This is a genomic window from Bacillus sp. FSL L8-0528, assembly GCF_038593085.1.
In the GTDB taxonomy this organism is placed as follows: domain Bacteria; phylum Bacillota; class Bacilli; order Bacillales; family Bacillaceae; genus Bacillus; species Bacillus paralicheniformis.
Genome location: NZ_CP151961.1, coordinates 4176486 through 4203413, shown reverse-complemented (window position 1 = coordinate 4203413; position 26928 = coordinate 4176486). Strand labels below are relative to the sequence as shown.

19 protein-coding genes are annotated in these 26928 nt (G+C 46.4%); 9 read left to right on the top strand and 10 right to left on the bottom strand.

Features of this window, described 5'->3' with window-relative positions; translation table 11 throughout:
* Window positions 1-296: 296 nt before the first annotated feature.
* From ahpF to adhE, 3 genes are all read right to left on the bottom strand, one after another.
* Window positions 297-1826: an alkyl hydroperoxide reductase subunit F gene (ahpF, locus tag MHI30_RS21325; RefSeq protein ID WP_075751766.1), complete on the bottom strand. Its 1530-nt coding sequence runs from the start codon at window positions 1824-1826 to the stop codon at window positions 297-299.
* 13 nt (window positions 1827-1839) lie between these two features.
* Complete coding sequence (ahpC, locus tag MHI30_RS21320) at window positions 1840-2403, bottom strand: alkyl hydroperoxide reductase subunit C (RefSeq protein ID WP_020453590.1); 564 nt, start codon at window positions 2401-2403, stop codon at window positions 1840-1842.
* A 267-nt stretch (window positions 2404-2670) separates the two neighbouring features.
* Window positions 2671-5274 (bottom strand): bifunctional acetaldehyde-CoA/alcohol dehydrogenase, encoded by a 2604-nt coding sequence (gene adhE, locus MHI30_RS21315; RefSeq protein WP_075751765.1) that lies wholly within the window; start codon window positions 5272-5274, stop codon window positions 2671-2673.
* A gap of 368 nt (window positions 5275-5642) precedes the next feature.
* Here adhE and MHI30_RS21310 point away from each other — a divergent pair, with 368 nt between their 5' ends.
* Window positions 5643-7556 carry a nuclease-related domain-containing DEAD/DEAH box helicase gene (locus MHI30_RS21310; protein WP_075751764.1) on the top strand — a complete coding sequence of 638 codons (1914 nt, stop codon included), beginning with the start codon at window positions 5643-5645 and terminating at the stop codon, window positions 7554-7556.
* 72 nt (window positions 7557-7628) lie between these two features.
* Here MHI30_RS21310 and gnd read toward each other — a convergent pair whose 3' ends face one another.
* The 4 genes from gnd to MHI30_RS21290 are packed head-to-tail and all read right to left on the bottom strand — an operon-like array spanning window position 7629 to window position 12698.
* Window positions 7629-9035 carry a decarboxylating NADP(+)-dependent phosphogluconate dehydrogenase gene (gnd, locus tag MHI30_RS21305; RefSeq protein ID WP_075751763.1) on the bottom strand — a complete coding sequence of 469 codons (1407 nt, stop codon included), beginning with the start codon at window positions 9033-9035 and terminating at the stop codon, window positions 7629-7631.
* A gap of 29 nt (window positions 9036-9064) precedes the next feature.
* A complete protein-coding gene (locus MHI30_RS21300; RefSeq protein ID WP_075751762.1) occupies window positions 9065-10411 on the bottom strand; it encodes a GntP family permease in 1347 nt (448 codons plus the stop codon).
* A 21-nt stretch (window positions 10412-10432) separates the two neighbouring features.
* Window positions 10433-11974, bottom strand: coding sequence for a gluconokinase (gene gntK, locus MHI30_RS21295; RefSeq protein WP_075751761.1), 1542 nt, complete (start codon window positions 11972-11974; stop codon window positions 10433-10435).
* On the bottom strand, window positions 11967-12698 hold the full coding sequence (locus MHI30_RS21290) for a GntR family transcriptional regulator (protein ID WP_075751760.1): 732 nt from the start codon (window positions 12696-12698) through the stop codon (window positions 11967-11969). The genes gntK and MHI30_RS21290 overlap by 8 nt, the downstream gene beginning before the upstream one ends.
* Window positions 12699-12959: 261 nt before the next feature.
* Between MHI30_RS21290 and MHI30_RS21285 the strand changes: the two genes are divergently transcribed.
* Together MHI30_RS21285 and MHI30_RS21280 are read left to right on the top strand one after the other, a co-directional pair.
* The gene (locus MHI30_RS21285) at window positions 12960-13619 is read left to right on the top strand and encodes a hypothetical protein (RefSeq protein WP_075751759.1); all 660 of its coding nucleotides are present in this window, start codon (window positions 12960-12962) and stop codon (window positions 13617-13619) included.
* A 127-nt stretch (window positions 13620-13746) separates the two neighbouring features.
* The gene (locus MHI30_RS21280; RefSeq protein WP_075751758.1) at window positions 13747-14919 is read left to right on the top strand and encodes an ROK family transcriptional regulator; all 1173 of its coding nucleotides are present in this window, start codon (window positions 13747-13749) and stop codon (window positions 14917-14919) included.
* A gap of 35 nt (window positions 14920-14954) precedes the next feature.
* Here the strand turns inward: MHI30_RS21280 and galT are convergent, their stop codons facing one another.
* The 3 genes from galT to MHI30_RS21265 are packed head-to-tail and all read right to left on the bottom strand — an operon-like array spanning window position 14955 to window position 18624.
* A complete protein-coding gene (galT, locus tag MHI30_RS21275; RefSeq protein ID WP_075751757.1) occupies window positions 14955-16442 on the bottom strand; it encodes a UDP-glucose--hexose-1-phosphate uridylyltransferase in 1488 nt (495 codons plus the stop codon).
* Complete coding sequence (galE, locus tag MHI30_RS21270; protein WP_075751756.1) at window positions 16439-17440, bottom strand: UDP-glucose 4-epimerase GalE; 1002 nt, start codon at window positions 17438-17440, stop codon at window positions 16439-16441. The genes galT and galE overlap by 4 nt, the downstream gene beginning before the upstream one ends.
* A gap of 14 nt (window positions 17441-17454) precedes the next feature.
* Complete coding sequence (locus MHI30_RS21265) at window positions 17455-18624, bottom strand: galactokinase (RefSeq protein ID WP_075751755.1); 1170 nt, start codon at window positions 18622-18624, stop codon at window positions 17455-17457.
* 242 nt (window positions 18625-18866) lie between these two features.
* Between MHI30_RS21265 and MHI30_RS21260 the strand changes: the two genes are divergently transcribed.
* From MHI30_RS21260 to MHI30_RS21235, 6 genes are all read left to right on the top strand, one after another.
* Window positions 18867-19859, top strand: a complete 993-nt coding sequence (locus MHI30_RS21260; protein ID WP_075751754.1) for a LacI family DNA-binding transcriptional regulator — start codon at window positions 18867-18869, stop codon at window positions 19857-19859.
* 142 nt (window positions 19860-20001) lie between these two features.
* Window positions 20002-21270, top strand: coding sequence for an extracellular solute-binding protein (locus MHI30_RS21255; RefSeq protein WP_145699643.1), 1269 nt, complete (start codon window positions 20002-20004; stop codon window positions 21268-21270).
* A gap of 81 nt (window positions 21271-21351) precedes the next feature.
* Window positions 21352-22608: a sugar ABC transporter permease gene (locus MHI30_RS21250; protein ID WP_075751753.1), complete on the top strand. Its 1257-nt coding sequence runs from the start codon at window positions 21352-21354 to the stop codon at window positions 22606-22608.
* A gap of 3 nt (window positions 22609-22611) precedes the next feature.
* Window positions 22612-23451 carry a sugar ABC transporter permease gene (locus MHI30_RS21245; protein WP_075751752.1) on the top strand — a complete coding sequence of 280 codons (840 nt, stop codon included), beginning with the start codon at window positions 22612-22614 and terminating at the stop codon, window positions 23449-23451.
* A gap of 35 nt (window positions 23452-23486) precedes the next feature.
* Window positions 23487-25541 (top strand): beta-galactosidase, encoded by a 2055-nt coding sequence (locus MHI30_RS21240; protein ID WP_075751751.1) that lies wholly within the window; start codon window positions 23487-23489, stop codon window positions 25539-25541.
* A 105-nt stretch (window positions 25542-25646) separates the two neighbouring features.
* Window positions 25647-26921, top strand: a complete 1275-nt coding sequence (locus tag MHI30_RS21235) for an arabinogalactan endo-beta-1,4-galactanase (RefSeq protein ID WP_075751750.1) — start codon at window positions 25647-25649, stop codon at window positions 26919-26921.
* Window positions 26922-26928: the final 7 nt, after the last annotated feature.

Genomic DNA, 26928 nt, shown 5'->3' with positions numbered 1-26928 from the left:
GAGTCAAATTAAATCTCTTGAAAAAGACGGTGTACTGCATGCAGTATGCCGTCTTTATTTTTAATTAACCGTTTCCTTTTATAGGTTTATATTTAATGTAGACATGAGAACGAGAGGAATGGAGTCATGGAATACAATTCATACATGAATGGACAATCGCAATATCCCGCTTGGTCCTATCCGTACAATTTGATCATATGGAAAGCGTTTGTCGGACATGATGTGAAGTCCTATTTATAGGGGTTATAACATAAAAAAGCGCCATACTGCCGTTTAAGCAGTATAGCGCCTTCGTGTTAGTTCCGGATCAAATAATCAAACGCCCCTAATGCGGCATTTGCCCCCGATCCCATCGAAATAATGATTTGGTTATATGGTCCGTCTGTGCAGTCGCCGGCAGCGAATAGGCCAGGGATGGTTGTTTCGCCGCGTTTATCGACTGCGATTTCGCCGATGCGGTTGCGTTCGACGGTTTCAGGGAGCCATTCCGTGTTCGGTACAAGACCGATTTGGACGAAGACGCCTTGGAGCTCGACGTGTTTTTCTTCTCCTGTTTCACGGTCAACGTAAGTGATGCCGTTTACGTTTTCATCACCCGTGATTTCTTTTGTTTGGGCGTTTTTCACGACAGTCACGTTAGGGAGGCTGTAGAGACGTTTTTGCAGAACTTCGTCAGCTTTCAGTTCCGGTGCGAACTCAAGAACAGTCACGTGGTTGACGATGCCTGCAAGGTCAATCGCTGCTTCGATACCGGAGTTGCCGCCGCCGATGACGGCGACGTCTTTGCCTTCAAACAACGGTCCGTCACAGTGAGGGCAGTATGCGACACCTTTGTTTTTGAACTCTTGTTCACCAGGTACGCCGATATTGCGCCAGCGTGCACCAGTTGAAAGAATGACGGTTTTGCTTTTCAGAACAGCGCCGTTTTCGAGTTCAAGATGGAAAAGATCTTTTTTCTCGAGACCTTTTGCGCGTTGCAGGTTCATGACGTCGATATCATAATCTTTGACGTGTTCTTCAAGGCTTGCCGCAAGCTTAGGTCCTTCGGTACGCTTCACGCTGATGAAGTTCTCGATGCTCATCGTGTCAAGGACTTGGCCGCCGAAGCGTTCGGCAACAATTCCCGTGCGGATGCCTTTGCGCGCCGCATAAATTGCTGCGCTTGCACCGGCGGGTCCGCCTCCGACAACAAGTACATCGAACGGATCTTTATCGGAAAGCTCAGACGCATCTGTGCCGCTGCCCATCTTCGCAAGAATTTCTTCAAGCGTCATTCGGCCGCTGCCAAAGGATTCGCCGTTCAAGTATACGGTCGGCACAGCCATAATGTTTTTGCTTTCGACTTCCGACTTGTATGCCGCACCGTCGATCATCGTGTGCGTGATGTTCGGGTTGAGCACGCTCATCATGTTCAATGCCTGCACAACGTCCGGGCAGTTGTGGCATGTGAGGCTGATATAAGATTCGAAGCGGTATTCGCCGCTGATGTTCTTGATTTGATCGATGATTTTTTGATCGACTTTCGGCGGTCGGCCGCTTACTTGCAAGAGTGCCAGCACCAAAGATGTAAATTCGTGACCGAGCGGAACTCCGGCGAATGTGACGCCTGTTTCTTCTCCAACACGATTGACGCTGAAGCTTGGCGTTCTGTCGAGCTGCGCCTTTTCAACAGAGATTTTTGATGACATGGAAGCCAGCTCTTCTACAAGAGCCAGCATATCCTTAGAGACACTGTCATCGCCTGTACTGACTTTAAGGACGATGTCATTTTCAATCATCTGCATGTATTGGTTTAATTGTGCTTTGATATTTGCTTCAAGTACCAATTGAATGCACTCCTTAGATTTTGCCTACTAGGTCAAGGCTTGGTGTCAGTGTTTCAGAACCTTCTTCCCATTTAGCCGGGCAAACTTCGCCTGGGTTTTGGCGGACGTATTGAGCCGCTTTTACTTTGTTGATCAGGGTGCTTGCATCGCGACCGATACCGCCTGCGTTGATTTCAACAGCTTGGATCACGCCGTCCGGATCGATGATGAATGTTCCGCGGTCAGCAAGACCTTCTTCTTCGTTCAGCACTTCAAAGTTGCGGGAGATCGTTTGAGACGGGTCGCCGATCATCGCATAAGTGATTTTGCCGATTTTCTCAGAGCTGTCATGCCATCCTTTATGTACGAAGTGAGTGTCTGTTGAAACAGAGTATACTTCGACACCAAGTTCTTTTAGGGCAGCATATTCGTTTTGAAGGTCTTCAAGCTCAGTCGGGCAAACAAATGAGAAATCCGCTGGATAGAAGCAGAAAATGCTCCATTGACCTTTCAGATCTTCGTGTGTAACATCGATAAACTCACCGTTTTTGTAAGCTTTTGCTGCGAATGGTTGTACTTCTTTTCCGATTAGAGACATAATATCGTCCTCCTGAATGTAGTTTAAGAGAAATAAAAATTGTAAACTTTATTTCTCTGTAATTATTATAATTATATACAAATTATCAAATAATAAATATTTTTTGTCAAGGGAAAAGGCCTTTAATTTTTTGTTAAGTATTTCAGCTAAAGAAAAGAGTTGGAGTTTCATATCTTTCATATAGTATGATTGGCACAAATGATAGAGGAGTGAGAATGAAGAGACCTAATTGAAAACGAAAAGCCGTCGGAATGACGGCTTCTTTGGCTAAACTCCTTTATATGCGGAACGGTAAATCTCAGCAAGCTCCGAAACGAGCGGCAGCTTCGGATTGGCTGTCGTGCATTGATCTTCAAAGGCGCGTTCGGCCATGAGATCCACTTTGCTTTCGAATGCGGCGGCATCCACGCCGTTTTGTTTAATGCTCATCGGAATTTTAAGCTCTTTGGCGAGCGAGATAATCTCCTGGATCAGGCTTTCAACGCCTTCTGCAGTTGTTTTTGCAGGCAGGCCGAGCGTTCTGGCAATCTCCGCGTAGCGCTGATCGGCTATGAAGTGGCTGTATTTAGGAAATGCCATGAACTTTTTCGGTTTTTCTGCATTATAGCGGATCACGTGCGGCAGAAGGATGGCGTTTGCCCGTCCGTGAGCGATGTGAAATTCCGCACCAAGCTTATGAGCTAAGCTGTGGTTGATGCCCAGGAAGGCATTGGAAAACGCCATTCCGGCAATCGTTGATGCATTATGCACTTTTTCGCGGGCCAGCTCGTCGCTGCCGTTTTTGTATGCTCTAGGCAGGTATTCGAAAATCAGCTGAATAGCCTTCATGGCCAAGCCGTCTGTATAGTCGTTGGCCATGCACGATACGTATGATTCAATTGCGTGAGTTAATACGTCCATTCCTGTGTCAGCCGTAATATGTTTCGGCACGGTCATGACAAATTGCGGGTCAATGATTGCGACGTCCGGTGTTAATTCATAGTCGGCCAATGGATACTTCGTATTCGTTTCTTTGTCTGTAATGACAGAGAATGAAGTGACTTCAGAGCCTGTGCCTGATGTTGTCGGGATCGCGACAAATTTTGCTTTTTCGCCCAGTTTCGGGTATTTGACGATGCGCTTGCGGATGTCCAGGAATTTTTGCTTTAATCCAAAGAATTCAGCATCCGGGTGCTCATAGAACAACCACATTCCTTTTGCGGCATCCATTGCAGAGCCTCCGCCGAGGGCGATGATGACATCCGGCTGGAATTTGGCCATCATGTCGACGCCGTTCATCACCGTTTCGATTGAAGGATCAGGCTCGACATCAGAAAAAATTTCACAATGTACATAATCCGGGCGCCTTCTTAAGTAGTGAAGGACGCGGTCTACATATCCGAGTTTCACCATTCCCGGATCGGTTACAATCAACGCTTTTGAGATGTCAGGCATTTTCGCTAAATACTGGGTTGCGTGTTTTTCAAAATAGATTTTTGGAGGAACTTTAAACCACTGCATATTGACATTCCTTTTCGCCACTTTTTTCGTGTTGATTAAATGAACAGCTCCAACGTTTGACGAGACGGAGTTCCCGCCATATGTGCCGCAGCCGAGCGTTAAGGAAGGCATATAGGCGTTGTAAATGTCGCCGATCGCCCCTTGTGACGACGGTGCATTGACGATGATCCGCCCGGCTTTCATCCGTAATCCGAATTCTTTAACGGCTTCTTGATCGTTCGTATGAATCACCGCCGAGTGGCCGGTTCCGCCGAACGCCAGCATGTCTTCGGCGCGTTTTAATCCCTCTTGAAGCCCGCTGACTTTGTAGCACGCTAAAACAGGGCTCAGTTTTTCCCTGGACAGCGGGTAATCCGGACCTACGCCTTCTAATTCGGCGATGAGAATTTTTGTATCTTGAGGCACTTTGACACCGGCCATTTCAGCGATTTTGAATGCCGGCATGCCGACGATATCAGCGTTTACCGCGCAAGTATTTTCATTGATAACCAATTTCTCGACCTTTGATTTTTCGGTTTCATTTAAGAAATAGCAGTTGTTTCTTGTCATTTCGACTTTGACGTCTGAGTAGATGTCTTTGTCTATGATGACGGCCTGCTCTGATGCGCAAATCATGCCGTTGTCAAATGTTTTGGATAAGATCAGATCATTGACGGCTTGCTTCAGGTTGGCAGACTTCTCGATGTAGCACGGAACGTTTCCAGGTCCGACGCCAAGGGCCGGTTTTCCGGAGCTGTACGCGGATTTCACCATGCCGGCGCCCCCTGTTGCGAGAATCAGGGAAACGTTCGGGTGGGTCATTAAGGCTTGAGTTGCATTCAGCGAAGGCGTTTCGATCCATTGGATGCAGTTGTCGGGTGCTCCTGCTTTGACGGCTGCGTCCCGAAGGATTCTCGCCGCTTCGCGGCTGCATTTTTGGGCGGATGGATGGAAAGCAAACACGATAGGGTTTCTTGTTTTGATCGCTATCAGGGACTTGAACATTGTAGTGGAAGTAGGGTTGGTCACCGGCGTCACGCCGGCGATGACACCGACAGGCTCCGCGATTTCAATGACTCCGTCGTGTTCGTTTTCATTGATGATGCCCACTGTTTTATCGTATTTGATATGATGGTAGACATACTCTGTGGCAAACATGTTTTTAATGATTTTATCTTCATAAACGCCGCGCTTCGTTTCTTCGACGGCAAGTTTGGCGAGAGGCATGTGCTGATCAAGGCCGGCAAGCGCCATCTGTTTAACGATCTCATCAATCTGCTCCTGATCAAAGCTGCGGAATTCTTCCAATGCCTTTAGGCCTTTTTCGACTAGCTGATCAATCATGGTTGAGGCATTTTGCTTTTGTTTCATGTCCTTTTCTTCGATTGCCATTGTAAACCCTCCAGTGAATGAATAGGAATTTGATTACAACAGGATGTCCAGGGATGAATGATGTTGATATGGTTTGTGAAACATTTCACAAGTGAAGTTAAAAAATTTTATCCCTGAAGCGGATATCTGGTTTATTTTGGTATCAGTCCTCCTTTTCTGTGGCTGAATTTATCATATCACGAATTTGAAGTATGAGTTTGTGAAATGTTGAACAAAGTATGAAATCAACAGAAAATAAGAAAGTCCTGTTTAATGGTGCATTTTTCAATTCTTACATGACTAGATTTCCTTTACTTTCCTTTCAAACCCCCGATAATATAAATATATGGAAAACACGTGGCTAGTAGGCATCGAAGGAGTTGGTTAATTTGGCAATGACAATACCCGAATCAATACGAAGTTCAGCAACAGCGGGAGAACGGATTTTGTTTCGTACATTGAAAAACTATTTGCCTGATGATTATATTGTGTACTATGAACCTGAAATTCAAGGTGTCTGTCCTGACTTTGTTATTATAGGGCCGGATATGGGCTTGCTTGTGCTTGAAGTGAAGGATTATACGAAAAATTCATTTTATAGGTTCACAAAAGATGACTGGCAGATTCGAAATGCGAGCGGCGACATGTGCAGTGTGAAGAATCCGTTAAGACAAGCAAGAGAGTATGCTTTTAAAATAGCTGATGTCCTCCAAAAGGATAAGAGTTTAATTCAAACGGAGGGTAAGTATCAGTTTAAACTGAAATTTCCTTATGGATATGGCGTTGTATTTAGCAGATTAAATGAAATTCAATTGTTGGAGCAGGTTTATCAAATAATAGATCCAGAGTTTATCTTGACTCGGGATCAAATTGATCCTGATCATGCAAACTTTTCAGAAGAATTGTTGATAGAAAAGCTGTTTCAAATGTTTCATGTGCAATTTCAAATGAAAACTCCTCTTACATATGAAGACATTAATACCATTCGATATTATCTTTTTCCGGAAGTTCGCATTGGAGCGGAGTTTGAGCAGTCTGTTCCATATCGTGACCAGCTTCTTTTATCGTTGCGGGACATTAAAACGATGGACTTGCATCAAGAGAATATGGCAAAGCAGATTGGTGATCAACACCGTATAATTCGCGGTGTAGCAGGAAGCGGAAAAACCTTGATTCTCGCAAGTCGTGCAAAGATACTGGCAAAAAACCACCCTGATTGGAAGATATTAATCCTCTGTTACAATATTTCATTAGCATCGAATATTACTCAAATGGTTCGTTCAATGTTTGCAGAACCGGATCATTTATTTGACTTTCAATATACTGAAGAAGGAAAAGCTGTTGAGTCTCGAGTTCCTGAAAATATCCAAATTCGTAACTTTCACCAGTGGCTTAAGCAAGATCTAAAAACGAATGAGTTTATGATTGATCAATATATTGAACAGCTGGAAAAAGGCGAGGCAATATCTCCGAAGTACGATGCCATTCTGATCGATGAAGGCCAGGATTTTGAAGGGAATTGGCTTCATTTGGTCAGCCTGTGTCTGAGTCCGGAAACGAAATCCTTACTTTTGGTGGAAGACCGTGCACAATCTATTTACGGCAGGAAAAGGAGCTATGTAAAAGATACAGGACTTGATTTTAGAGGAAGGTCAAAAATTCTAAACATCAATTACAGAAATACATCGCAAATTGTTTCCTTTGCTTGGGATTTTTATGAGAAGCATTCGGTTTTACAAGACAAAGTCAAACTAGGGCAAACAGAAGGCGTTGAGATTATTTCGCCAAAAAGTACAAAACGTAAGGGACCTGAACCGGCATTGTTGAGATTTGATACGCTTAACAAAGAAATGCAGGTCATTGCAAAACAAATTATGAATCTTCATGAAGAAAAGAAAGTGCCTTACTCGGAAATCGCCATTCTTTATCGAGTGAAACGGACGAATAAATTTAATATTGTAAAAGCTGTACAAAAAGCGCTCAAAGCGCAAAATATTCCTTTTAATTGGATAGCGGAAAATGAAGAAACGAAGCGCAGTTTTAACCCTGAGGAAGAGACGGTCAAAATCTGTACGATTGACAGCAGTAAAGGACTTGATTTTCAGGCTGTGTTTTTGGTCAAAGCTGATCTCATGCCGTTCCCACTTGAAGAAGACCAAGAACGGGAAGTATCACTCATGTATATCGGTATGACGCGTGCAAAGGAATTCCTGTATATTTCATATTCGGGGGTTTCGGAATATACAAATTATTTTGATGAACTGAAAGAGGAACAACACGATGAACAGGTATTATTGAAGTGAAAAATCGGGCTGTCGAGATATTCTCGACAGCCTCATTTATTTCACTGAAAACAACTATAGGGCTCCTTCTTTTCACTTATACCAGTCCGTATGAAACACGCCTTCCATATCTGTCCGCTCATACGTGTGAGCGCCGAAATAATCGCGCTGCGCCTGCAGGAGGTTTGCGTTTGAGCGGCCCGTCCGGTAGCCGTCGTAATAGGAAAGGGCTGTGCTTAAGCACGGGAATGAGATGCCTGAGCTGATGCCTTCGCAGACGACCTTTCGCAAGCCGGACTGGTATTCTTTTAGTTTTTCAGCGAAGTCTGGTGCGACCAGCAGGTTGGACAGGTCCGGCTGTTTGTCGAACGCTTCGCTGATGAGATTTAAGAATTGCGCGCGGATGATGCAGCCGCCGCGGAAGATGAGGGCGATGTCCTTTAACGGCAGGTTCCATCCGTTCAGGTCAGACGTCATTTTATATTGAGCGAAGCCTTGTGCATAGGCGCAGACTTTCCCCATGTATAATGCCTGTCTGACGCGGTCGATCCACACGTTCTGATCCAGGGGCCGTTCTTCCACTTCAGGGCCGGCCAATACGTTTTCGGCAGCTGTCCGTTCGTCTTTTAATGACGACAGGTAACGGGCAAACAGGGATTCCGTGATAATCGATGATGGAATGCCGTTGTCGATGGCCTGCAGGCTCGTCCATTTGCCCGTGCCTTTTTGGCCGGTTTTGTCGAGGATGACGTCGATGAGCGGAGCGCCCGTGCGCTCATCTTTTTTCCGCAGGATCTCCGCCGTGATTTCGATTAAATAGCTTTTCAGCTCTCCTTGATTCCACGTGTCGAAAATGTCAGCGATTTCATCTATCGGCAAACGAAGCTTTTCTCTTAAAAATGTATACGCTTCAGCGATAAGCTGCATGTCTGCGTACTCGATGCCGTTGTGCACCATTTTGACAAAATGCCCCGCGCCTTTTGGACCGATGTAGACACAGCATGGATCTTCGCCCACTTGGGCGGCGATTTTTGTGAGGATCGGAGCTGCTTTTTCGTAGACGTCCCGATCTCCGCCGGGCATAATGGATGGGCCTTTTAAAGCGCCGACTTCGCCGCCGGAAATGCCGATTCCCAGGTAGCCGATTCCGTTCGCTTTCAAACTGTCATATCTTCGTTCCGTATCTTCGTAGTGGGAGTTGCCGCCGTCCATGATGACATCCCCTTCTTCAAGCAGAGGAACGAGCGAGTCGATGACAGAATCGACCGGTTTGCCTGCTGTGACCATAAGAAAGATTTTTCTCGGTTTTTCTAGAGACTGTACGAAATCTTCAAGTTCATAGTACGGCTTGACTGTTTGGCCTCCCGTTTTTTGGACGAGTTGATCGGTTAAATCCCTTGTGTAGTTATAGACGGCGACTTGTTCGCCTTTGCTTGCCATGTTCAGGGCGATATTGCTCCCCATGACTCCCAAACCTATGACACCGATTGTATTGCACATGTAATACCTGCTCCTTCTTGAAAACTTTTTTATACAAATAGGCTTAACAATAAAGTAAATCCTAATCCGGCCACTGCGATAATTGTTTCAAGCAGTGTCCAGGTGGCAAATGTTTCTTTCATGCTTAGGCCGAAATATTCTTTGAACATCCAGAAACCTGCGTCATTGACATGGGAAGCGATTACACTTCCGGCCCCTGTTGCAAGCACAACCAGCGCAAGATTGACATCGCTTTGTCCGAGCATCGGAAGAACGAGTCCGGTTGTGCTTAATGCAGCAACTGTCGCGGATCCTAAGGAGATGCGCAGAATTGCGGCGATGACCCAGGCGAGCAAGATCGGCGACATGGCTGTTCCTTTGAATAATTCAGCTACATAGTCGCCTACTCCGCCATTGATCAAGACTTGTTTGAAGGCGCCGCCGCCCCCGATGATCAAGAGCATCATTCCGATTTGTGTAATGGCGGTAGAACAGGAATCCATCACTTGTTTGATCGGGATCTTTCTGGCGATACCCATCGTATAGATCGCGACCAACAGGGAGATGACCATCGAAGTCGAGGCATTCCCGATTAAGCGAACCGCTGCCAGCAGGCTGTTGTCTGCAAGCCCCACCGTTTCTTGAATAAGCGTAATAACAGTCGAAATCGACATGATAATGACCGGAAGCATAGCTGTGAAGACGCTGATGCCAAAGGCTGGCGTCTCTTCAAGTTTGAACGTTTTCTGCTCACCGAGTGAAGCGATGCTGCCCATTTTCTCAAATGATTGCGGGACGATTTTTTTCGCCAGTTTCGTAAATAAAGGTCCGGCCAAAAGAACGGTTGGAATTGCAACAATGATACCGTAGAGCAGCACTTCCCCGATATTGGCGCCGAGCTCTCCCGCGATAGCCGTCGGTCCAGGATGCGGGGGCAGGAAGCCGTGTGTGACGGATAAGGCCGCCGTCATTGGAATTCCAAGGTATAAAATCGAAATCTTCAATTCTCTTGAAATGGCGAATACAATTGGAATCAATAATACCAATCCGACTTCGAAGAATAATGCAACCCCGATGATAAAGGAGGCGATAACGACCGCCCATTGGATGTTTTTCTCCCCGAATTTGTTGACGAGGGTCATCGCAATGCGCTGAGCGCCCCCTGAATCCGCAATCAGCCTGCCCAGCATGGCGCCGAGCCCGAAGATCAATGCGATATGGCCGAGTGTTCCGCCAAGGCCTTCTTCAATCGTTTTGACGATGTCGTCAAGCGGCATTCCAAGTGCCAATGCAACCCCGAACGATACGATAATCAAGGAAACAAACGTATTCAGTTTTAACCCCATAATCAAAAGCAATAATGCGACAATCCCGATTGCTACGATCAATAATGGCATGATAACGCCTCCAATTCTCCCCTATTTTTTGCTGGATAAGCTTCTTTGATAATTTGCAATTTGTGTATACTCGTTTTCTAGTGCTCGAGATAAGTTGATAAAGATCGGCATTAATTTTCTGTATTCTTTGGCCGATTCTTCTTTCGGCGCGTGTCTGTGCGTGCTTCCGATCATGTCGGAGACGACATCGAACGAATCGATTTTTCCTGTCGCGTACAGCCCCAAAATGCAGGCGCCGAGACAAGAGCTTTCATAGCTTTCCGGCACGACGACTTCCGATTCGAAAATATCGGCCATCATTTGCCGCCATACGTCAGACCTTGCGAAACCTCCGGTCGCCTGAATTCGGGCAACTGGACCGTCCATGCATTCTGTCAACGCCAGGAAGACGGTGTACAGATTGTAAATAACCCCTTCCAATGCCGCGCGAATCATGTGTTCTTTTTTATGCGACATGGTGAGGCCGAAGAATGAACCGCGCACATCCGGATTCCAAAGCGGCGCCCGTTCGCCTGCGAGGTATGGATGGAACAGCAGTCCGTCGGCACCCGGTCTGACGCGTTCGGCAATTTTGGTCAAGACATCGTATGGATCAATGCCGAGACGTTTTGCTGTTTCAATTTCTGATGAAGCAAATTCATCTCTGATCCAGCGAAGGACGATCCCGCCGTTGTTCACTGGCCCGCCGATGACCCAATGGTTCTCAGTTAAGGCATAGCAAAAGATTCTGCCTTTTTCATCGGTCTGCGGCTCATCGATAATCGTGCGAATCGCACCGCTTGTCCCGATGGTGACGGCGATTTCGCCTTTTTTAATCGCGTTGACGCCGAGGTTGGAAAGCACGCCGTCGCTGGCACCGATGACAAATGGCGTTTGCGGATCAATTCCCATCATCGCCGCCAGTTCGGGATTGCAATGATGGAAAATGGCTGTTGTCGGAACGAGCTTTGATAAGTGATCGGGTGTGATGCCGGCAACGGTCAGTGCTTCTTCGTCCCAGGCCAATGTTTTGAGATTCATCATTCCCATCGCCGAAGCTAATGAGTAATCGACGACATATTGATCAAATAACTTTTTAAAAATATATTCTTTGATTCCGATATATTTTTTTGCTTTGGCAGCGATTTCAGGATGTTCGTTCACAATCCACGTGATTTTGCTTAGCGGCGTCATCGGGTGAATCGGCGTTCCCGTCCGTTTGTAGATATTGTGCCCATTCATTTCTTCTTTGATTTTATGAGCCCAGCCTTCGCTTCTGTTGTCTGCCCAAGTGATGCAGGAGGTGAGCGGCTTGTCGTTTTCGTCCATCGCAATCACGCTGTGCATCGCGCTGCTGAATGAAATGAATGACGGCTGTTTGTCAGGATGCTGCTGCATGATTTTCGCCGTTGACTGGATGACGGCCTGAAAGATCTCATCCGGGTTTTGTTCAGCGGTCGAGATGTCCGGTGTGTAAAGCGGGTAGCCGATGCTTTCCTTCTGGATCACGTCCCCTTTTTCACTGAATAAAACCGCTTTCGTGCTTGTCGTACCGATATCTATGCCTAACATATAACTAGTCATTTTCTTGTTCGGCCCCTTTCGCCAGCATTTGTTGCGACAGCCACAGATCTTCAACTTTACCTTGCACGTCATCGAAGTTTTGATGTAGGGATTTAAGCATCAGATCCCTGTCTTTCGTTTTGATCGCTTGGATATAAAGTTCATGGTTATCGAGAATTCGTTCAAAGTCTTCGTATTTTTCTTTTAAGCGGGCCCGCATGGATAAAAGAATAAAGCTTTCCATCACAGGTTTGAGATTGTTCCATATCATCAAAATGTAAGAATGATTGATGGAGCGGACAATCGTTTCGTGAAATAAGACGTCTTGAAATGAGAACTCGTCGGCATCTTTGTATTTGATGGAGACTTTCATCATCTCCAATATTTTGCTGAGGTCTGTTACCAGTTCGTCGACATTGGCCTGTCCAAGCCGTTCGAATACGAATGTTTCCATCACCAGACGCACATCATAAATTTCTCCAATTTCTTTTTCGGTTAAACCGATGACAACGGCGCCCATCCGTTCCAAACGGATGATTTTTTCCGATGCCAGTATTTTTAAAGCCTCGCGGATGGGAGACCGGCTCACCGAGAATTCCGCAGCTAATTTATTTTCAGATAAAATGGTACCGCTTTCAATCAAGCCGGAAATAATGCGCATTCTCAGTTCGCATGCGACGCGAACACCTGTTGAAGCTCTTGAAAGCCACTTCTCCGGATATAAAAGATTTTTAGATTTGCTCATACACTCACCTTCCTAGTTATACGAGTATACTTGTATACAAGTATGATAACGCGATTATTTTGATTATGCAAACACTTTCATTTTAAATTTTTCGAAAAATTTTTCCATTACTAGATTGATATATATGTGTGGCGTTTTATCAGTTTTGACAGTTAATGATGTATTAATGTGATTTTCAACATAACTAATGAAATTTATGGTAAAATTGGATGTATACTGTATTCAAGTGTTTGATTAGATTAAGTATAGTGAGGTGGAAATATGGAATGTAAAGTATGTCAAACTCCAATCAATGCTGCATATTCGTTTTGTCCATATTGCGGAACTTCTACAACAAAACATAATAATACAGGCCATACAATAACCACTGGTAATAATAGTATCAACTTTGGTCTTGGAAATAACAGCAAGCAGGAATTTTTTATTAGTAATTTTAATGTTTCAAAAGAAACTGATGAATTAATTGTTAAGTATGATTATCGGTTGGATCATAAAGTTAATAGTGGATTGAACGGTTTTAAGCTTAAATTTGAAATAGCAGGAATTTTATCTATAGTATCTGCGTTAATAACACTGATAGATTATTTGTATACTAAATCTGATTTTACCTTTTTATTTATATTAATTGCGATAAGCTTCCTTATTTACGCTTTTGATTCTAAAGGAAAATTGGAAGATTTAAAGAAAGACGGTATAGTATATAAACAACAAACACCAATCCTGTTTAATGATAATGGAGAAATTTACAAGGTTAAAAAGTATGGAATTTGTCCAATTTGCAATGGTAAAGTATACATTTCCAACGATGATAAATTTAAAAAGCATTTAGGTATATGTGAAAACAATAGAGATCATATTTATACATACGATCATACAATTGAAGCAGGGGTACCAATAGAAGTTTTAAGGTTAACCCGATAGCCACCTAAAACAATTGATTTTCTTTGTCAGAAGAAATAAGATTGATAAATATCAAAAGAATTATTAATTAAATTAATTAATAATTCTTTTAAAAATATATCCAACTATTTGTTCTGGAGGATTTCACATGCAGCGCGGTACATTTCAATTAATGAAATCGGTGAACAAATCGATCATTCTTAATAAAATCAGAACTTCAGAGCCGATTTCGAGAGCCGAGATCGCCAAGGAAACAAAGATTACCCCTCCCACGGTCTCAAGCATTGTCAAAGAGCTGATCGGACAAGGGCTCGTGAAAGAAAGCACGCTCGGCCATTCGAGCGGCGGAAGGAAGCCGACAATGCTGCACATCAACACAGGTGCCTTTTATGTCATTGGCATTGATGCCGGGCCTGAGACGGTGGAGTGTGTCTTAACCGACTTAGCCGGAGGGATACTGCAGCGGACATCGAGCCTGCTGAAAAAACCGCTGACAAACGGGACGTTCATTGATGTTTTAAAAGAAAATATTTATGCGATTTTGGGACGGGCCGATGTCGATCAGGAAAAGATCATCGGGATCGGCATCGCAATGCACGGGGTCGTCGATGCTGAAACGGGAATGTCACGCATCGCCCCGATTTTAAACTTAACCAATATTCCCATTAAAGATGTGCTGGAACAAGAATTCAACTTAACGGTCAGAGTTGAAAATGATGCCAGGGCGATGGCGCTTGGCGAATCGTGGTTCGGCGGCCGCGCTGATGCAGGCAGTATGGCGGCTGTGAATATCGGCCGCGGCGTCGGTGCGGGGATTGTCATCAACGGAAAACTGTACCATGGAGCGGAAGGAATCGCAGGGGAACTGGGCCATATGATCATTGATATCAATGGAGAAAAGTGCGAGTGCGGCAACCGCGGCTGCCTGCAGACGATTGTGAGCGGTAAAGCGATTGCCGAACGGGGGAAAAAGCGATTGAAAGAAAGTCCGGACAGCCTGACAGCCAAAGATTTGTTTGAAATGGCCGAGAACGGCTGCCAAACGTGTATTGAACTCTTTCGGGAAACCGGTGTGATCATCGGAATCGGGCTCACCAACTTCATTCATCTTGTCAATCCGGGCAAAATCGTGCTGGGCGGCGGAGTGATGAAAGGCGGGAGGTTCATATTGCCGGCGATACGAGAAACGATACAGCAGAAAGCCTTAACAGCCGAAGCGAGGCAGACAGAGGTGACGATAACGAAGCTCGGCGATGAAGCGACGCTTTACGGGGCCGTTTCATTGCTGCTGGCGGAGTTGTTTGATCCGGTGTTAAAATAAGCCGGTTTTTCGCCTATTTTAACACCGGTGAAGCCTTACCCCTGATGATTGACCGTGCGGATGAAGCGCATGAAAGCTTCGCGATCTTTGAATACCCCGGCATCCTCAAGGGCTTTAACAAATTTCCGGCCAAGTTCTTTTCGTACAATGGATTCAGCCTGCTCCGGCCTGGACAGCTCTCCGTATTCGGTTTTGAGCTGTTCGGCCCATTCCCGGTGATGCGCTTCAACGGCATCTGACTGACCGAGCAGGAATTCTGTCACTCCCGCCAGTTCGGTCTTTAAGCGGGGCGGAAGGACGGCGAGGCCCATCACTTCGATTAAGCCGATATTCTCTTTCTTAATATGGTGAACGTCAGCATGCGGGTGGAATATGCCGTATGGATGCGCGGCAGATGTCCGGTTGTTTCTGAGCACAAGGTCGATTTCAAAAACGCCGTTCACGTTTCTTGCAATAGGCGTAATCGTGTTATGAGGCGTTTCATCTGTAAAAGCCGTAATATCCGCTTGTTGATCCGAGTAGTTTTTCCAAGTCTGAAAAATATGATCCGCCACATCGACAAGGCTGTTGATCGCCGTTCCTTTCAGGCGGATGACAGACATCGGCCATTTTAAAACAGAGGCTTCGATGTCCGGATGCTGTTTGATTTGAAAGGAGAACGCGTCTTCCGCGCGCGTCATCGCAAACTCATATCGTCCGGCCTGATAATGGTCATGGCTTAAAATAGACCCGCCGACGATCGGCAAATCGGCATTCGATCCGATAAAATAATGCGGAAACAGCTCTGTAAAAACAAGCAGCCTGCGAAAGGCAAGCTTATCAATTTTCATCGGCCGATGCTGCTCAGAAAATAAAATGCTGTGCTCGTTATAGTAAGCATATGGAGAATATTGAAAATACCAGTTTTCTCCGGCGAGCGGAACTTTAATTATCCTGTGGTTCGCCCGGGCGGGATACCCGATCCGTCCTGCATATCCTTCGTTTTCTTTGCACAGCAGGCATGTCGGATAGCTGCGTGCTCGTTTTGCAGCGGCGCGCTCCCGTTTGATTTGCTCAGGGTCTTTTTCCGGCTTTGACAAATTGATCGTAATATCCATTGTGCCGTAAGGTGTATCCGCCTGATACGAAATATTTTTTTCAATTCGTTTTGTCTGGATATAGTTGCTGTTTTTGCTGAGCTGATAAAAATAGTCGGTGGCCTCCAGCGGCGATTGCTCGTATTTTTGCTGAAACACGGCATTGATGACAGAAGGTCTTGCAACAAAGCAGTTCATCACATTTGCCGCCAGCATGTCTTTCGCGTCTAAATCGTCGGTTATCACGCCGTGTTCGACTGCATAGGCGGCGAGTTTTTCCAAAAGGTCTGGGATGGAGTCGCCGGAAGCCGCAGGGGCTTCCTCAGGAAATGATTCCAAGCCCAGCAGATGCATCACTTGGTTGCGTGCGTAGTTCACGTCATCAGGTTCGATTAACCCTGCTTCAAGCGCTTTTTGAATGAGTCCGGCTATGTTTTGTTCAATCATGATGACACTTCCTTCCTGTACCCGTTTGGATGTGAGGAATGCCACTTCCAGGCGTCTTCTATGATCTTTGCTACAGAAGTGCGCGAAGGCCTCCAGCCCAGGACTTGCTTTGCTTTGTCAGAGCCGGCAATCAGGATGCTCGGGTCGCCGGCTCTGCGCTTGCCGATTTCGGCGGGAATGTCTTTCCCGGTGACCTTTCTCGCCGCATCAATCATTTCTTTCACCGAAAATCCTTCGCTGCTGCCAAGGTTGAATATATCGCTTTTGCCGCCTTCTCTTAAATAGTCCAGTGCCGACAGATGAGCGTCAATCAGGTCTTCAACATGAACATAGTCGCGGATGCACGTGCCGTCGGGCGTATCATAGTCATCCCCGAAAATCGTAATATGCGGTCTTTGTCCGAGAGCGGTTTGCAGGATGATGGGGACCAGGTGTGTTTCCGGATGGTGGTCTTCTCCGATCTCTCCCGTTTCTCTTGCTCCTGCGACATTGAAGTACCTGAGAGACACAAAGCTGATCCCATGGGCTTCTTCAGTCCGCTTCATGAGCTTCTCCATGATCAGTTTCGTTTCCCCGTAGGTGCTTGTCGGCCGCGTCGGCATGTTTTCTGTGATCGGTACCGATTCAGGCTCTCCGTAGACGGCCGCCGTCGAGGAAAATACGATCTTTTTCACTTCGTGCTCGAGCATCGTCTGAAGCAAAACCTGTGTCCCGGATACATTGTTGTCGTAGTATTTAAGCGGATCTTTCATCGATTCGCCGACAAGTGAACTGGCGGCGAAGTGGATCACTTCTTCAATACGTTCTTTTTCGAAAACAGTGCGGAGGAAGTCGCGATCACGCACATCCCCTTCATAAAAGGCCGCATCGGGATGTACCGCCTGCCTTTGGCCGGTCTCAAGGTTGTCAACGACAACGACGGTTTCGCCCCTGTCTAACAATTGATACACGGCGTGTGAACCGATATAGCCGGCACCGCCCAAAACCAACACACTCATATCCATTCTCCTTTCTATATTTCTTTGGCGCCGTCGCCTATCGCCGCAGTATAAAAAGCAGCATCATAACCAATCGTTTCGCGGTAGACGGCATTGATGCGTTTTTTAAAGCTGTCTGTCCGGTCTTTTTCTACAATCGCAATCGCACAGCCGCCGAACCCGGCGCCGGTCATGCGGGCACCGAGGACGCCGTCTTGTTCCCAAGCCGCCTGGACAATGGTATCAAGCTCCAGCCCTGTCACTTCATAATCATCCCTTAAAGACACATGAGATTCATTCATCAGCTTGCCGAACCCGGCGAGGTCGTCCTCGCGAAGTTTTTCCAGCGCTTTCAGCGTCCGGGCATTTTCGTACACTGCATGCTTGGCGCGTTTTCGATTGATTTCATCTCGGATAAGGTGCTGATGAGCTTCAAATGCTTCCGCCGTCATTTCACCCAGGCTTGCAATCGATAACTCCCTTTGCAGATCGCGGAGCGCCTCTTCGCATTGAGCGCGCCTTTCATTATATTTAGACCCGGCCAGCGCCCGCTGTTTGTTTGTATTGATGATGATCACATCGTGTTCCTTCAACACGAAAGGAGCGTATGTGTAATGAAGTGTTTGGCAGTCTAACAAAATCGCGTGATCCTTTTTCCCCATGCCGATCGCAAATTGGTCCATAATGCCGCTGCCTACGCCAATGTACTCGTTTTCGACTTTTTGTCCGAGCTTCACCATGGAGATCGTGTCTGTCTGCAAACCATAAAGCCCTTTTAACAGAACGCCTGTCGCAAGCTCAATCGATGCGGAAGAAGAAAGGCCCGCCCCGTGCGGAATATCTCCGTAATACAAAATATCGGCGCCGTGAACGATTTGATGGCCTGCCGCTTTCATCAAAAGGAACATTCCTTTCGGATAGTTGGCCCAGCCGTCAGACTGGTCAAAGGCTAAATCGCTCAAGCTGCATTCAATTATGCCTTTGTCAGGGAAGTTCTTTGAATAGAAACGGATCATTTGATCATCTCGTTTCACGCCAAGGGCATAGGTGCCAAATGAAATCGAAGCGGGGAAAACATGCCCTCCATTATAATCCGTGTGTTCGCCGATTAAGTTGATTCTTCCCGGAGCAAAAAAGGTTCGCGGTGTCTTTTCTGTCTTAAAAATAGAACGAAAGTCGTCTAATAAAGCGGCTGCAGTATTCATATATCCTCCCATTCGTTTGACATGCAGACTTAATAAATTAATTTAATTAAGTTTAACCTCAGTTTACTACGGGTTTTCAATTGGTGCAATAAAAAGTGTTTTTTCAAATGAAGCGTTTTCATGTAAAATCCTTATTGGCGGGGATAGGGTAATCAACACTTGACTTTTACGACAATCAACGTTAAATTAGTAAAATATTTTACTAAAAATATGAAAGATGTTCATATGGAGGTTGTGCAATCGTGGCGACGATAAAAGATGTTGCAGAAAAGGCGGGGTATTCCATCTCGACGGTTTCCCGCGTATTGAATAACGACGAAAGCCTGTCCGTACCCGATGAGACGCGGGAGAAAATATTTGAAGTGGCGGAAAGCCTGAACTACCGCAAAAAAACGATTAGAACACTGGTAAAAAACATCGCGTTTCTGTACTGGCTGACGGATAAAGAAGAGCTCGAAGACGTGTATTTTAAAACGATGAGGCTGGAAATCGAGAAGTTCGCAAAGCAATTCAACGTTGAACTGACGACGTATAAAATTTCGGGCGGCATTGACGCCATCCCCGAAAACATTGAAGGATTCATTGCGGTCGGATCATTTTCAGATGATGAATTAACCCGGTTAAGGCAGATGACGCCTCACGGAGTATTTATCGATTCGACGCCGGATCCGGATCATTTTGATTCGGTCAGGCCGGACTTAAAGCAGATGACGAGGAAAACGGTGGACTTTCTTATTGAAAAAGGGCATGAAAAGATCGGCTTTATCGGAGGCACGTACCACAATCCTAATACCGATGAAGACGAAATGGACGTAAGGGAACGAACGTTTCGCGATTATATGAGGGAAAAAGGGCTCTTGGAGGAAGACTTTATTTTTTGCCGCAGGGGATTTTCGGTGGAAAACGGCTACCATCTGATGGATAAAGCGGTTGAAACATTGGGCGAAAAGCTGCCGACGGCCTTCTTTACAGCGGCGGATCCGATTGCCGTAGGCTGCCTTCAGGCTTTAAATGAGAGAGGGGTCGCCATCCCGGGCAGGGTGAGCGTCATCGGCATCAACAACATCAGTGTGGCGAAATATGTATCTCCGCCGCTGACGACATTCCATATCGATATTAAAGAACTTTGCAAAAACGCCATTGAATTGCTTCTTGAACAAATACTTGAAAAGAGAAAAGCTGTAAAAACGCTATATATCGGTGCGGAACTGGTAGTCAGAAAAAGCACCAATTAAAAAAGGCGCGGGCTGTTCATAAGCCGCGCCTTTTTCGTAAAATATTTTACTATAGTCAGTAAAATAGTTGTTTACACTTTTTCTTAGACATGCTATATTGTTTTTGTGAAACGCTTTCAATCCAATAAAAGGAATGAGACAAATGATGAATATGAAAAAATATGTTGGAATCAGCAGTGTCATTGCTCTCAGTTTGTCTTTAACTGCCTGCGGACCTAAAGAGAGCAGCAATGAAGCATCAGGTTCGAAGCAAAAGGAACTCGTGGTCTGGGAGGATAAAGAAAAAAGCGAAGGCATTGAAGATGCCGTCGCCCAGTTTGAGAAAGAGCACGGCGTATCTGTCAAAGTCGTCGAGAAGCCTTACGCAAAGCAGATCGAAGACTTGCGGATGGATGGACCGGCAGGAACGGGGCCTGATGTGTTAACGATGCCTGGAGATCAAATCGGAACAGCGGTAACGGAAGGTTTGATCAAGGAATTAAAGGTGGACAAAGAGATCCAATCGATCTATACCGAACCTGCCATGAGATCCCAGGTGACAAACGGTAAGGTCTACGGCCTGCCGAAAGCGGTCGAAACGACGATGCTCTACTATAATAAAGATTTGATTTCTGAAAAAGAACTGCCGAAAACGCTGGATGAATGGTATGAGTATTCGAAAAAAACGGCTGACGGCAAAAAATTCGGCTTCCTGGCGCTGTTTGACCAGATTTATTATGCGCAGAGCGTCATGGGAGGATACGGCGGCTACATTTTTAAAAGCGATGCAGACGGCACTTATGATCCGGCTGATCTCGGCTTGAACAACAAAGGTGCAGTCGAAGGCGCCGAGTACATTCAGAAGTTTTATCAGGAAGGGCTGTTCCCTGCCGGAATTATTGGGGAGCAGGGCATCAATGTGCTGGAATCGCTGTTTACGGAAGGAAAAGCAGCAGCGATTATTTCTGGTCCGTGGAATCTGGAACCGTTCAAAAAAGCGGGCATCAACTACGGGGTTGCCAAGCTGCCTAAGCTGTCCAACGGCAAACATATGAGTTCTTTTGTCGGCGTGAAGAGCTACAATGTAAGCGCTTATTCGAAGAATGCCGATCTGGCGGAAGAATTAGCCGTCTTTCTCGCCAATAAAGAAAATTCAAAGAAGAGATATGAGATCACAAAAGAAGTTCCCGCTGTCAAAGAACTGGCGGATGATCCTGCCGTCACAAAAAGCGAAGCGGCTCAAGCCGTTGCCGAACAATCTCAGTACTCAGAGTTGACGCCGAATATTCCTGAGATGAATGAAGTATGGACGCCGGCGGATGCGGCTCTGCAAACGATCGCAACCGGAAAAGCCGAACCGAAAAAAGCGCTTGATCAAGCAGCGGAAACGATTCAAGGACAGATCAAAGCGAAGCACAGCGGCAGCAAATAAGCCGCAGCATTGGTGTCAAACTTGTCTTAAGTTTGGCGCCATTTATGATCAGGATGTCCATATAAAGAGGTGAAAGAGAAGGTGCAGCATCGCAAAAAAGCTTTACTATTATCAATCATTCCCGGTTTGGGTCAATTCTACAATAAACAATGGATAAAGGGTCTGTTATTCCTTCTTTTAGGCGTCTCGTTCTTTGCGGTTTTTGGCGATTTGCTGAATATGGGGCTGTGGGGCCTGTTTACGCTTGGAACCGAAGTGCCGCGCGATAACTCGATTTTTCTATTGGCAGAAGGCATCATTGCCGTGATTGTCACCTGTTTTGGGCTGGCTGTCTATTACGCCAATTTGCGGGACGCCTACCAAAACGGAAAGCGGCGCGATGAACAAAAGGAGCTCAGTTCACTCAAGGAACAATATCATAACTTAATGGCTCAGGGATATCCGTATCTCATCAGCGGACCATCACTGTTCATTCTGATTTTTGCCGTTGTTTTTCCGATTTTGTTCAGCTTTGCATTAGCTTTTACAAATTATAACCTCTACCATTCTCCGCCTGCCCACCTTGTCGATTGGGTAGGGCTTAAAACGTTTGCCGACATTTTCACCGTTGATATTTGGCGGTCGACCTTTTTGGATGTTTTAGCTTGGACCATTGTCTGGACGCTTGTCGCTTCCACGCTCCAAGTCGGGTTGGGCATTTTGTTGGCGGTTGTCGTCAATCAGAAGGAAGTCCGCTTCAAGAAATTTTTCCGAACGATTCTGGTCTTGCCTTGGGCCGTGCCCGGTTTTGTTACCATTCTTGTATTTGCCGGCCTCTTTAATGACAGCTTCGGTGCTTTCAATCATCAAATCCTCGCTGCATTCGGCATCGATCCGATTCCTTGGATGACGAATGCCAATTGGACGAAGCTGGCGCTTATCCTCATGCAGGGGTGGCTCGGTTTTCCTTATGTGTTCATTGTGACGACCGGTGTTCTGCAGTCGATTCCGGAGGACCTGTATGAAGCGGCGACAATTGACGGTGCGTCCGCGTTTTCGAAATTCAGGCATATCACAATGCCGCTGATTTTAATCGCAATGGCGCCGATTATCATCACGCAATTCACTTTTAACTTTAATAACTTCAACATTATCTATCTATTTAATGGAGGCGGTCCGGCTGTGCCCGGGTCAACAGCGGGAGGAACCGACATTCTGGTGTCCTGGATTTACAAATTGACGATGCAGTCGAGCCAGTACTCTTTAGCCGCCGCATTGACGATCCTGCTGTCGGTCTTTGTCATCTCGATCGCGCTGTGGCAGTTCAGACGGACAAATTCTTTCAAAGAGGGGGCTTAACATATGAAGAAAAGAAAATTCTTTCGGCTCCTTCTGACCTATTCTCTGTTGGTTTTGATGACAGCCGTTATCATATATCCTCTGCTTTGGACGGTGGGAGCCAGCTTTAATCCCGGCAACAGTTTGGTCAGTACTTCTATCATTCCGGCAAATCCGACATTGGATCACTATAGAGAATTATTCGCCGGAAAAGAGAGCCTTCAATACGGGCGATGGTATGTAAACTCGCTGAAAATCAGCATCTTTACGATGATCGGATCGATCATCAGCGTTTCTTTTACAGCTTATGCTTTTTCACGATTTCGTTTTAAAGGTAGAAAAAACGCTTTAGTTTTATTCATGCTGCTGCAAATGATTCCTCAATTTTCGGCTTTGGTTGCACTCTTCGTTTTAGCGCAGATGCTGGGCATGATGAACAGCCATTGGCTTCTGATTTTGCTGTACATCGGCGGACTTATACCGATGAACACGTATTTGATGAAAGGGTATATGGACTCGATTCCCATCGATTTGGATGAGAGCGCTAAGATTGACGGCGCCAGCAATACAAGAATTTTTCTGCAGATTATTATGCCGCTATCCAAACCGATGATCGCGGTCGTCGCCATGAACGGATTCACCGGACCGCTCGGGGATTTCGTTTTGTCTTCGACGATATTGCGGACGCCGGAGTCGTATACATTGCCGATCGGTTTATACAATTTAGTCAATGAAGTGATGGGAGCCAGCTATACGACATTTGCCGCCGGCGCCATTTTGATCAGCATTCCGGTAGCCGTCATCTTTATCATGCTGCAAAAGAACTTTGTATCAGGGTTGACGGCAGGCGGAACGAAAGGATAGTCCGAGAAGAATATGGTCTGAAAAAGGAGAGTATTATGCCAAAAATTTATACGACACAAGCAAAATACATGCTTCACGGGGGAGACTACAATCCGGATCAGTGGCTTGACCGTCCGGATATTCTTGCAGATGACATCAAGCTGATGAAGCTTGCCCATACGAATACATTTTCAGTGGGGATTTTTTCATGGAGCGCCCTTGAGCCGGAGGAAGGCGTATATACGTTTGAATGGCTGGATGATATGTTTGAGAACATTCACCGGAACGGCGGACGGATGATATTGGCGACACCGAGCGGCGCCCGTCCTGCTTGGCTGTCGCAAAAGTATCCGGAAGTGCTGCGGGTGAATGCGGAGCGTGTCAAACAGCTGCATGGCGGAAGGCACAATCATTGCTTCACTTCATACGTATACCGTGAAAAAACGAGAAAGATCAACCGCTTGCTGGCGGAAAGGTACGGCAGCCATCCTGCCCTTTTGATGTGGCATGTCTCCAACGAATACGGAGGAGAATGCCATTGTGATCAATGTCAGCACGCCTTCAGAGACTGGTTGAAAAAGAAGTACAACGATGATCTTAAATCTTTGAATGCCGCATGGTGGACGCCTTTTTGGAGCCACACTTTCAACGATTGGTCACAGATTGAATCGCCGTCTCCGATCGGTGAAAATGCGGTGCACGGCTTGAATTTGGACTGGCGCCGCTTCGTTACTGACCAGACGATTTCTTTCTTTCAAAATGAAATCGTTCCGTTGAAGGAAATCACGCCGAATATTCCGATCACGACCAACTTTATGGCTGACACGCATGATCTCATTCCATTTCAAGGGCTGGACTACAGCAAGTTTGCCAAGCATCTGGACGTGATCAGCTGGGACGCGTATCCCGCCTGGCACAATGATTGGGAAAGCACAGCTGATTTGGCCATGAAAGTCGGCTTTATCAATGATTTGTACCGCAGCCTGAAACAGCAGCCGTTTCTTTTAATGGAATCGACGCCAAGCGCTGTCAATTGGCACGATTTTAATAAAGCGAAACGGCCGGGCATGCACCTCCTGTCTTCGATGCAGATGATCGCCCACGGATCTGACAGCATCCTCTATTTTCAATGGCGGAAATCCCGCGGCTCATCGGAAAAATTTCACGGTGCGGTTGTCGGCCATGACAATTGTTCCGAGAACCGCGTATTTAAAGAAGTGGCAAAAGTGGGGCAAACCCTTGAAGAGCTGTCTGAAGTCGTCGGAACGACCCGGCCCGCTGATGTCGCGATTCTCTATGATTGGGAAACCCATTGGGCGCTCGAAGATGCCCAAGGTTTCGGGAAGAAAACCAAGCGGTATCCCCAAACGTTGCACGAGCACTACCGCGCGTTTTGGGAGCGTGATATTCCAGTCGACGTGATAACAAAGGAACAGGATTTTTCGCCGTACCGGCTGCTGATCGTTCCGATGCTTTACTTAGCAAGCGAAGAAACAGTCGCGCGTTTAAAAGCCTTTGCTGCAAACGGGGGCACATTGGTGATGACGTATATGAGCGGAATCGTCAACGAATATGACCTGACCTATTTAGGCGGATGGCCGCAAGATCTGCAAGAGATGTTTGGCATGGAGCCTGTTGAAACCGATACGCTCTATCCTGGCGACAAAAATGCGGTTCGTTATCAAAACCGGTCATATGAGCTGAAAGATTATGCGACCGTGCTGAAGCTGGATACGGCAAATCCCGTGGGATTGTATGAGGACGATTTTTATGCGGACACGCCGGCTGTTACAAGCCATTCATACAAACAGGGGAAGACGTACTATATCGGTGCGCGCTTAAGCAGCCAATTTCATCGGGATTTTTATAAAACATTGATCAAAGAGCTAGCGATTGAACCGGCTTTTGACGTGAAACATCAGCCTGGCGTCTCCGTTCAAGTCAGACAGGATGAAGAAAATGATTATATTTTCATCATGAATTTCACAGAAAAACGCCAGCCCGTCGTGTTGGAGTCGGCCGTTAAAGATATGCTGAGCGGCGAAACGCTGGCCGGCGAAATCGCATTGGAAAAATATGAAGCCAGAATAGCGGTAAAAACAAAAACATAAGCCTGGGGGACATCCGCTTTAATGTGGATGTTTCTCTTGCTGAAATGATGAAAACGTTTTCTTTTTTTAGTGTATGTCAATCATGAAAGGGGAGAAGCGGGATTCATGAAAAACGCGGTGGCTGTTTTTGCGGTGCTGATTTTTGTTTTGGGCGCATTTGGAACAAGCGGTCCGGCGGAAGCCGTCAGAGGTTCCGGGGCGGCAGAAAGCGGCCTTTTTGTCGAAAAGGTTTCAGGTCTTCACAAGGATTTTATAAAAGGGGTTGATGTTTCGAGCATCATCGCTTTGGAAGAGAGCGGCGTCGCCTTTTACAATGAATCCGGAAAGAAACAGGATATATTCAAAACGCTGAAGGAAGCAGGCGTCAATTATGTCCGGGTGCGCATCTGGAATAACCCCTATGATGCCAACGGCAATGGCTATGGAGGGGGCAATAATGATCTGAAAAAAGCGATTCAGATCGGAAAACGGGCCACTGCCAACGGAATGAAGCTGCTGGCGGATTTCCACTATTCCGATTTCTGGGCGGACCCGGCGAAACAGAAAGCGCCAAAAGCATGGGCAAACCTAAGCTTTGAAGATAAAAAAACGGCGCTTTACCAATATACAAAACAGAGCCTTGAAGCGATGAAAGCAGCGGGCATCAACGTCGGCATGGTGCAGGTCGGAAACGAAACAAACGGGGGCCTTGCCGGTGAAACGGACTGGGCGAAGATGAGCCAATTATTCAATGCGGGGAGCCAAGCCGTCCGGGAGACGGATTCGAAAATTTTAGTCGCCTTGCATTTTACCAATCCGGAGACGTCAGGCAGGTACGCTTGGATTGCCGAGACGCTTCAACGGCACCATGTAGACTATGATGTGTTTGCAAGCTCGTATTATCCGTTTTGGCATGGCACAGTGAAGAATCTGACATCCGTCCTGACATCAGTCGCGGATACGTACGGCAAAAAGGTCATGGTAGCCGAGACATCTTATACGTATACGGCTGAAGACGGAGACGGACACGAAAATACAGCCCCTAAAAACGGTCAAACGCTCAATTATCCGGTCACCGTTCAAGGGCAGGCGAACGCGGTCCGTGATGTGATTCAAGCGGTCAGCGATGTAGGAAAAGCCGGAATCGGCGTTTTCTATTGGGAACCGGCGTGGATTCCGGTAGGACCGGCACACCAGCTCGAGAAAAATAAAGCGCTTTGGGAGACATACGGATCAGGCTGGGCCACAAGCTATGCCGCTGAATATGACCCTGAAGACGCAGGAAAGTGGTTTGGCGGCAGCGCCGTAGACAATCAGGCATTGTTTGATTTTAAAGGACGTCCATTGCCGTCTCTGAATGTGTTTAAATATGTTGATACGGGAACACCATTCAAAAATTGACTTGAAG

Bases quoted from the DNA above. Each gene is read 5' to 3' on its own strand.
- MHI30_RS21285 (WP_075751759.1), top strand. From the start codon at position 12,960: ATGGAATGTAAAGTATGTCAAACTCCAATCAATGCTGCATATTCGTTT.
- gntK (WP_075751761.1), bottom strand. From the start codon at position 11,974: ATGACTAGTTATATGTTAGGCATAGATATCGGTACGACAAGCACGAAA.
- galT (WP_075751757.1), bottom strand. From the start codon at position 16,442: ATGATTGAACAAAACATAGCCGGACTCATTCAAAAAGCGCTTGAAGCA.
- MHI30_RS21245 (WP_075751752.1), top strand. From the start codon at position 22,612: ATGAAGAAAAGAAAATTCTTTCGGCTCCTTCTGACCTATTCTCTGTTG.
- MHI30_RS21280 (WP_075751758.1), top strand. From the start codon at position 13,747: ATGCAGCGCGGTACATTTCAATTAATGAAATCGGTGAACAAATCGATC.
- MHI30_RS21300 (WP_075751762.1), bottom strand. From the start codon at position 10,411: ATGCCATTATTGATCGTAGCAATCGGGATTGTCGCATTATTGCTTTTG.
- galE (WP_075751756.1), bottom strand. From the start codon at position 17,440: ATGAGTGTGTTGGTTTTGGGCGGTGCCGGCTATATCGGTTCACACGCC.
- MHI30_RS21290 (WP_075751760.1), bottom strand. From the start codon at position 12,698: ATGAGCAAATCTAAAAATCTTTTATATCCGGAGAAGTGGCTTTCAAGA.
- MHI30_RS21255 (WP_145699643.1), top strand. From the start codon at position 20,002: ATGATGAATATGAAAAAATATGTTGGAATCAGCAGTGTCATTGCTCTC.
- MHI30_RS21265 (WP_075751755.1), bottom strand. From the start codon at position 18,624: ATGAATACTGCAGCCGCTTTATTAGACGACTTTCGTTCTATTTTTAAG.
- MHI30_RS21235 (WP_075751750.1), top strand. From the start codon at position 25,647: ATGAAAAACGCGGTGGCTGTTTTTGCGGTGCTGATTTTTGTTTTGGGC.
- adhE (WP_075751765.1), bottom strand. From the start codon at position 5,274: ATGGCAATCGAAGAAAAGGACATGAAACAAAAGCAAAATGCCTCAACC.
- MHI30_RS21240 (WP_075751751.1), top strand. From the start codon at position 23,487: ATGCCAAAAATTTATACGACACAAGCAAAATACATGCTTCACGGGGGA.
- ahpC (WP_020453590.1), bottom strand. From the start codon at position 2,403: ATGTCTCTAATCGGAAAAGAAGTACAACCATTCGCAGCAAAAGCTTAC.
- gnd (WP_075751763.1), bottom strand. From the start codon at position 9,035: ATGTGCAATACAATCGGTGTCATAGGTTTGGGAGTCATGGGGAGCAAT.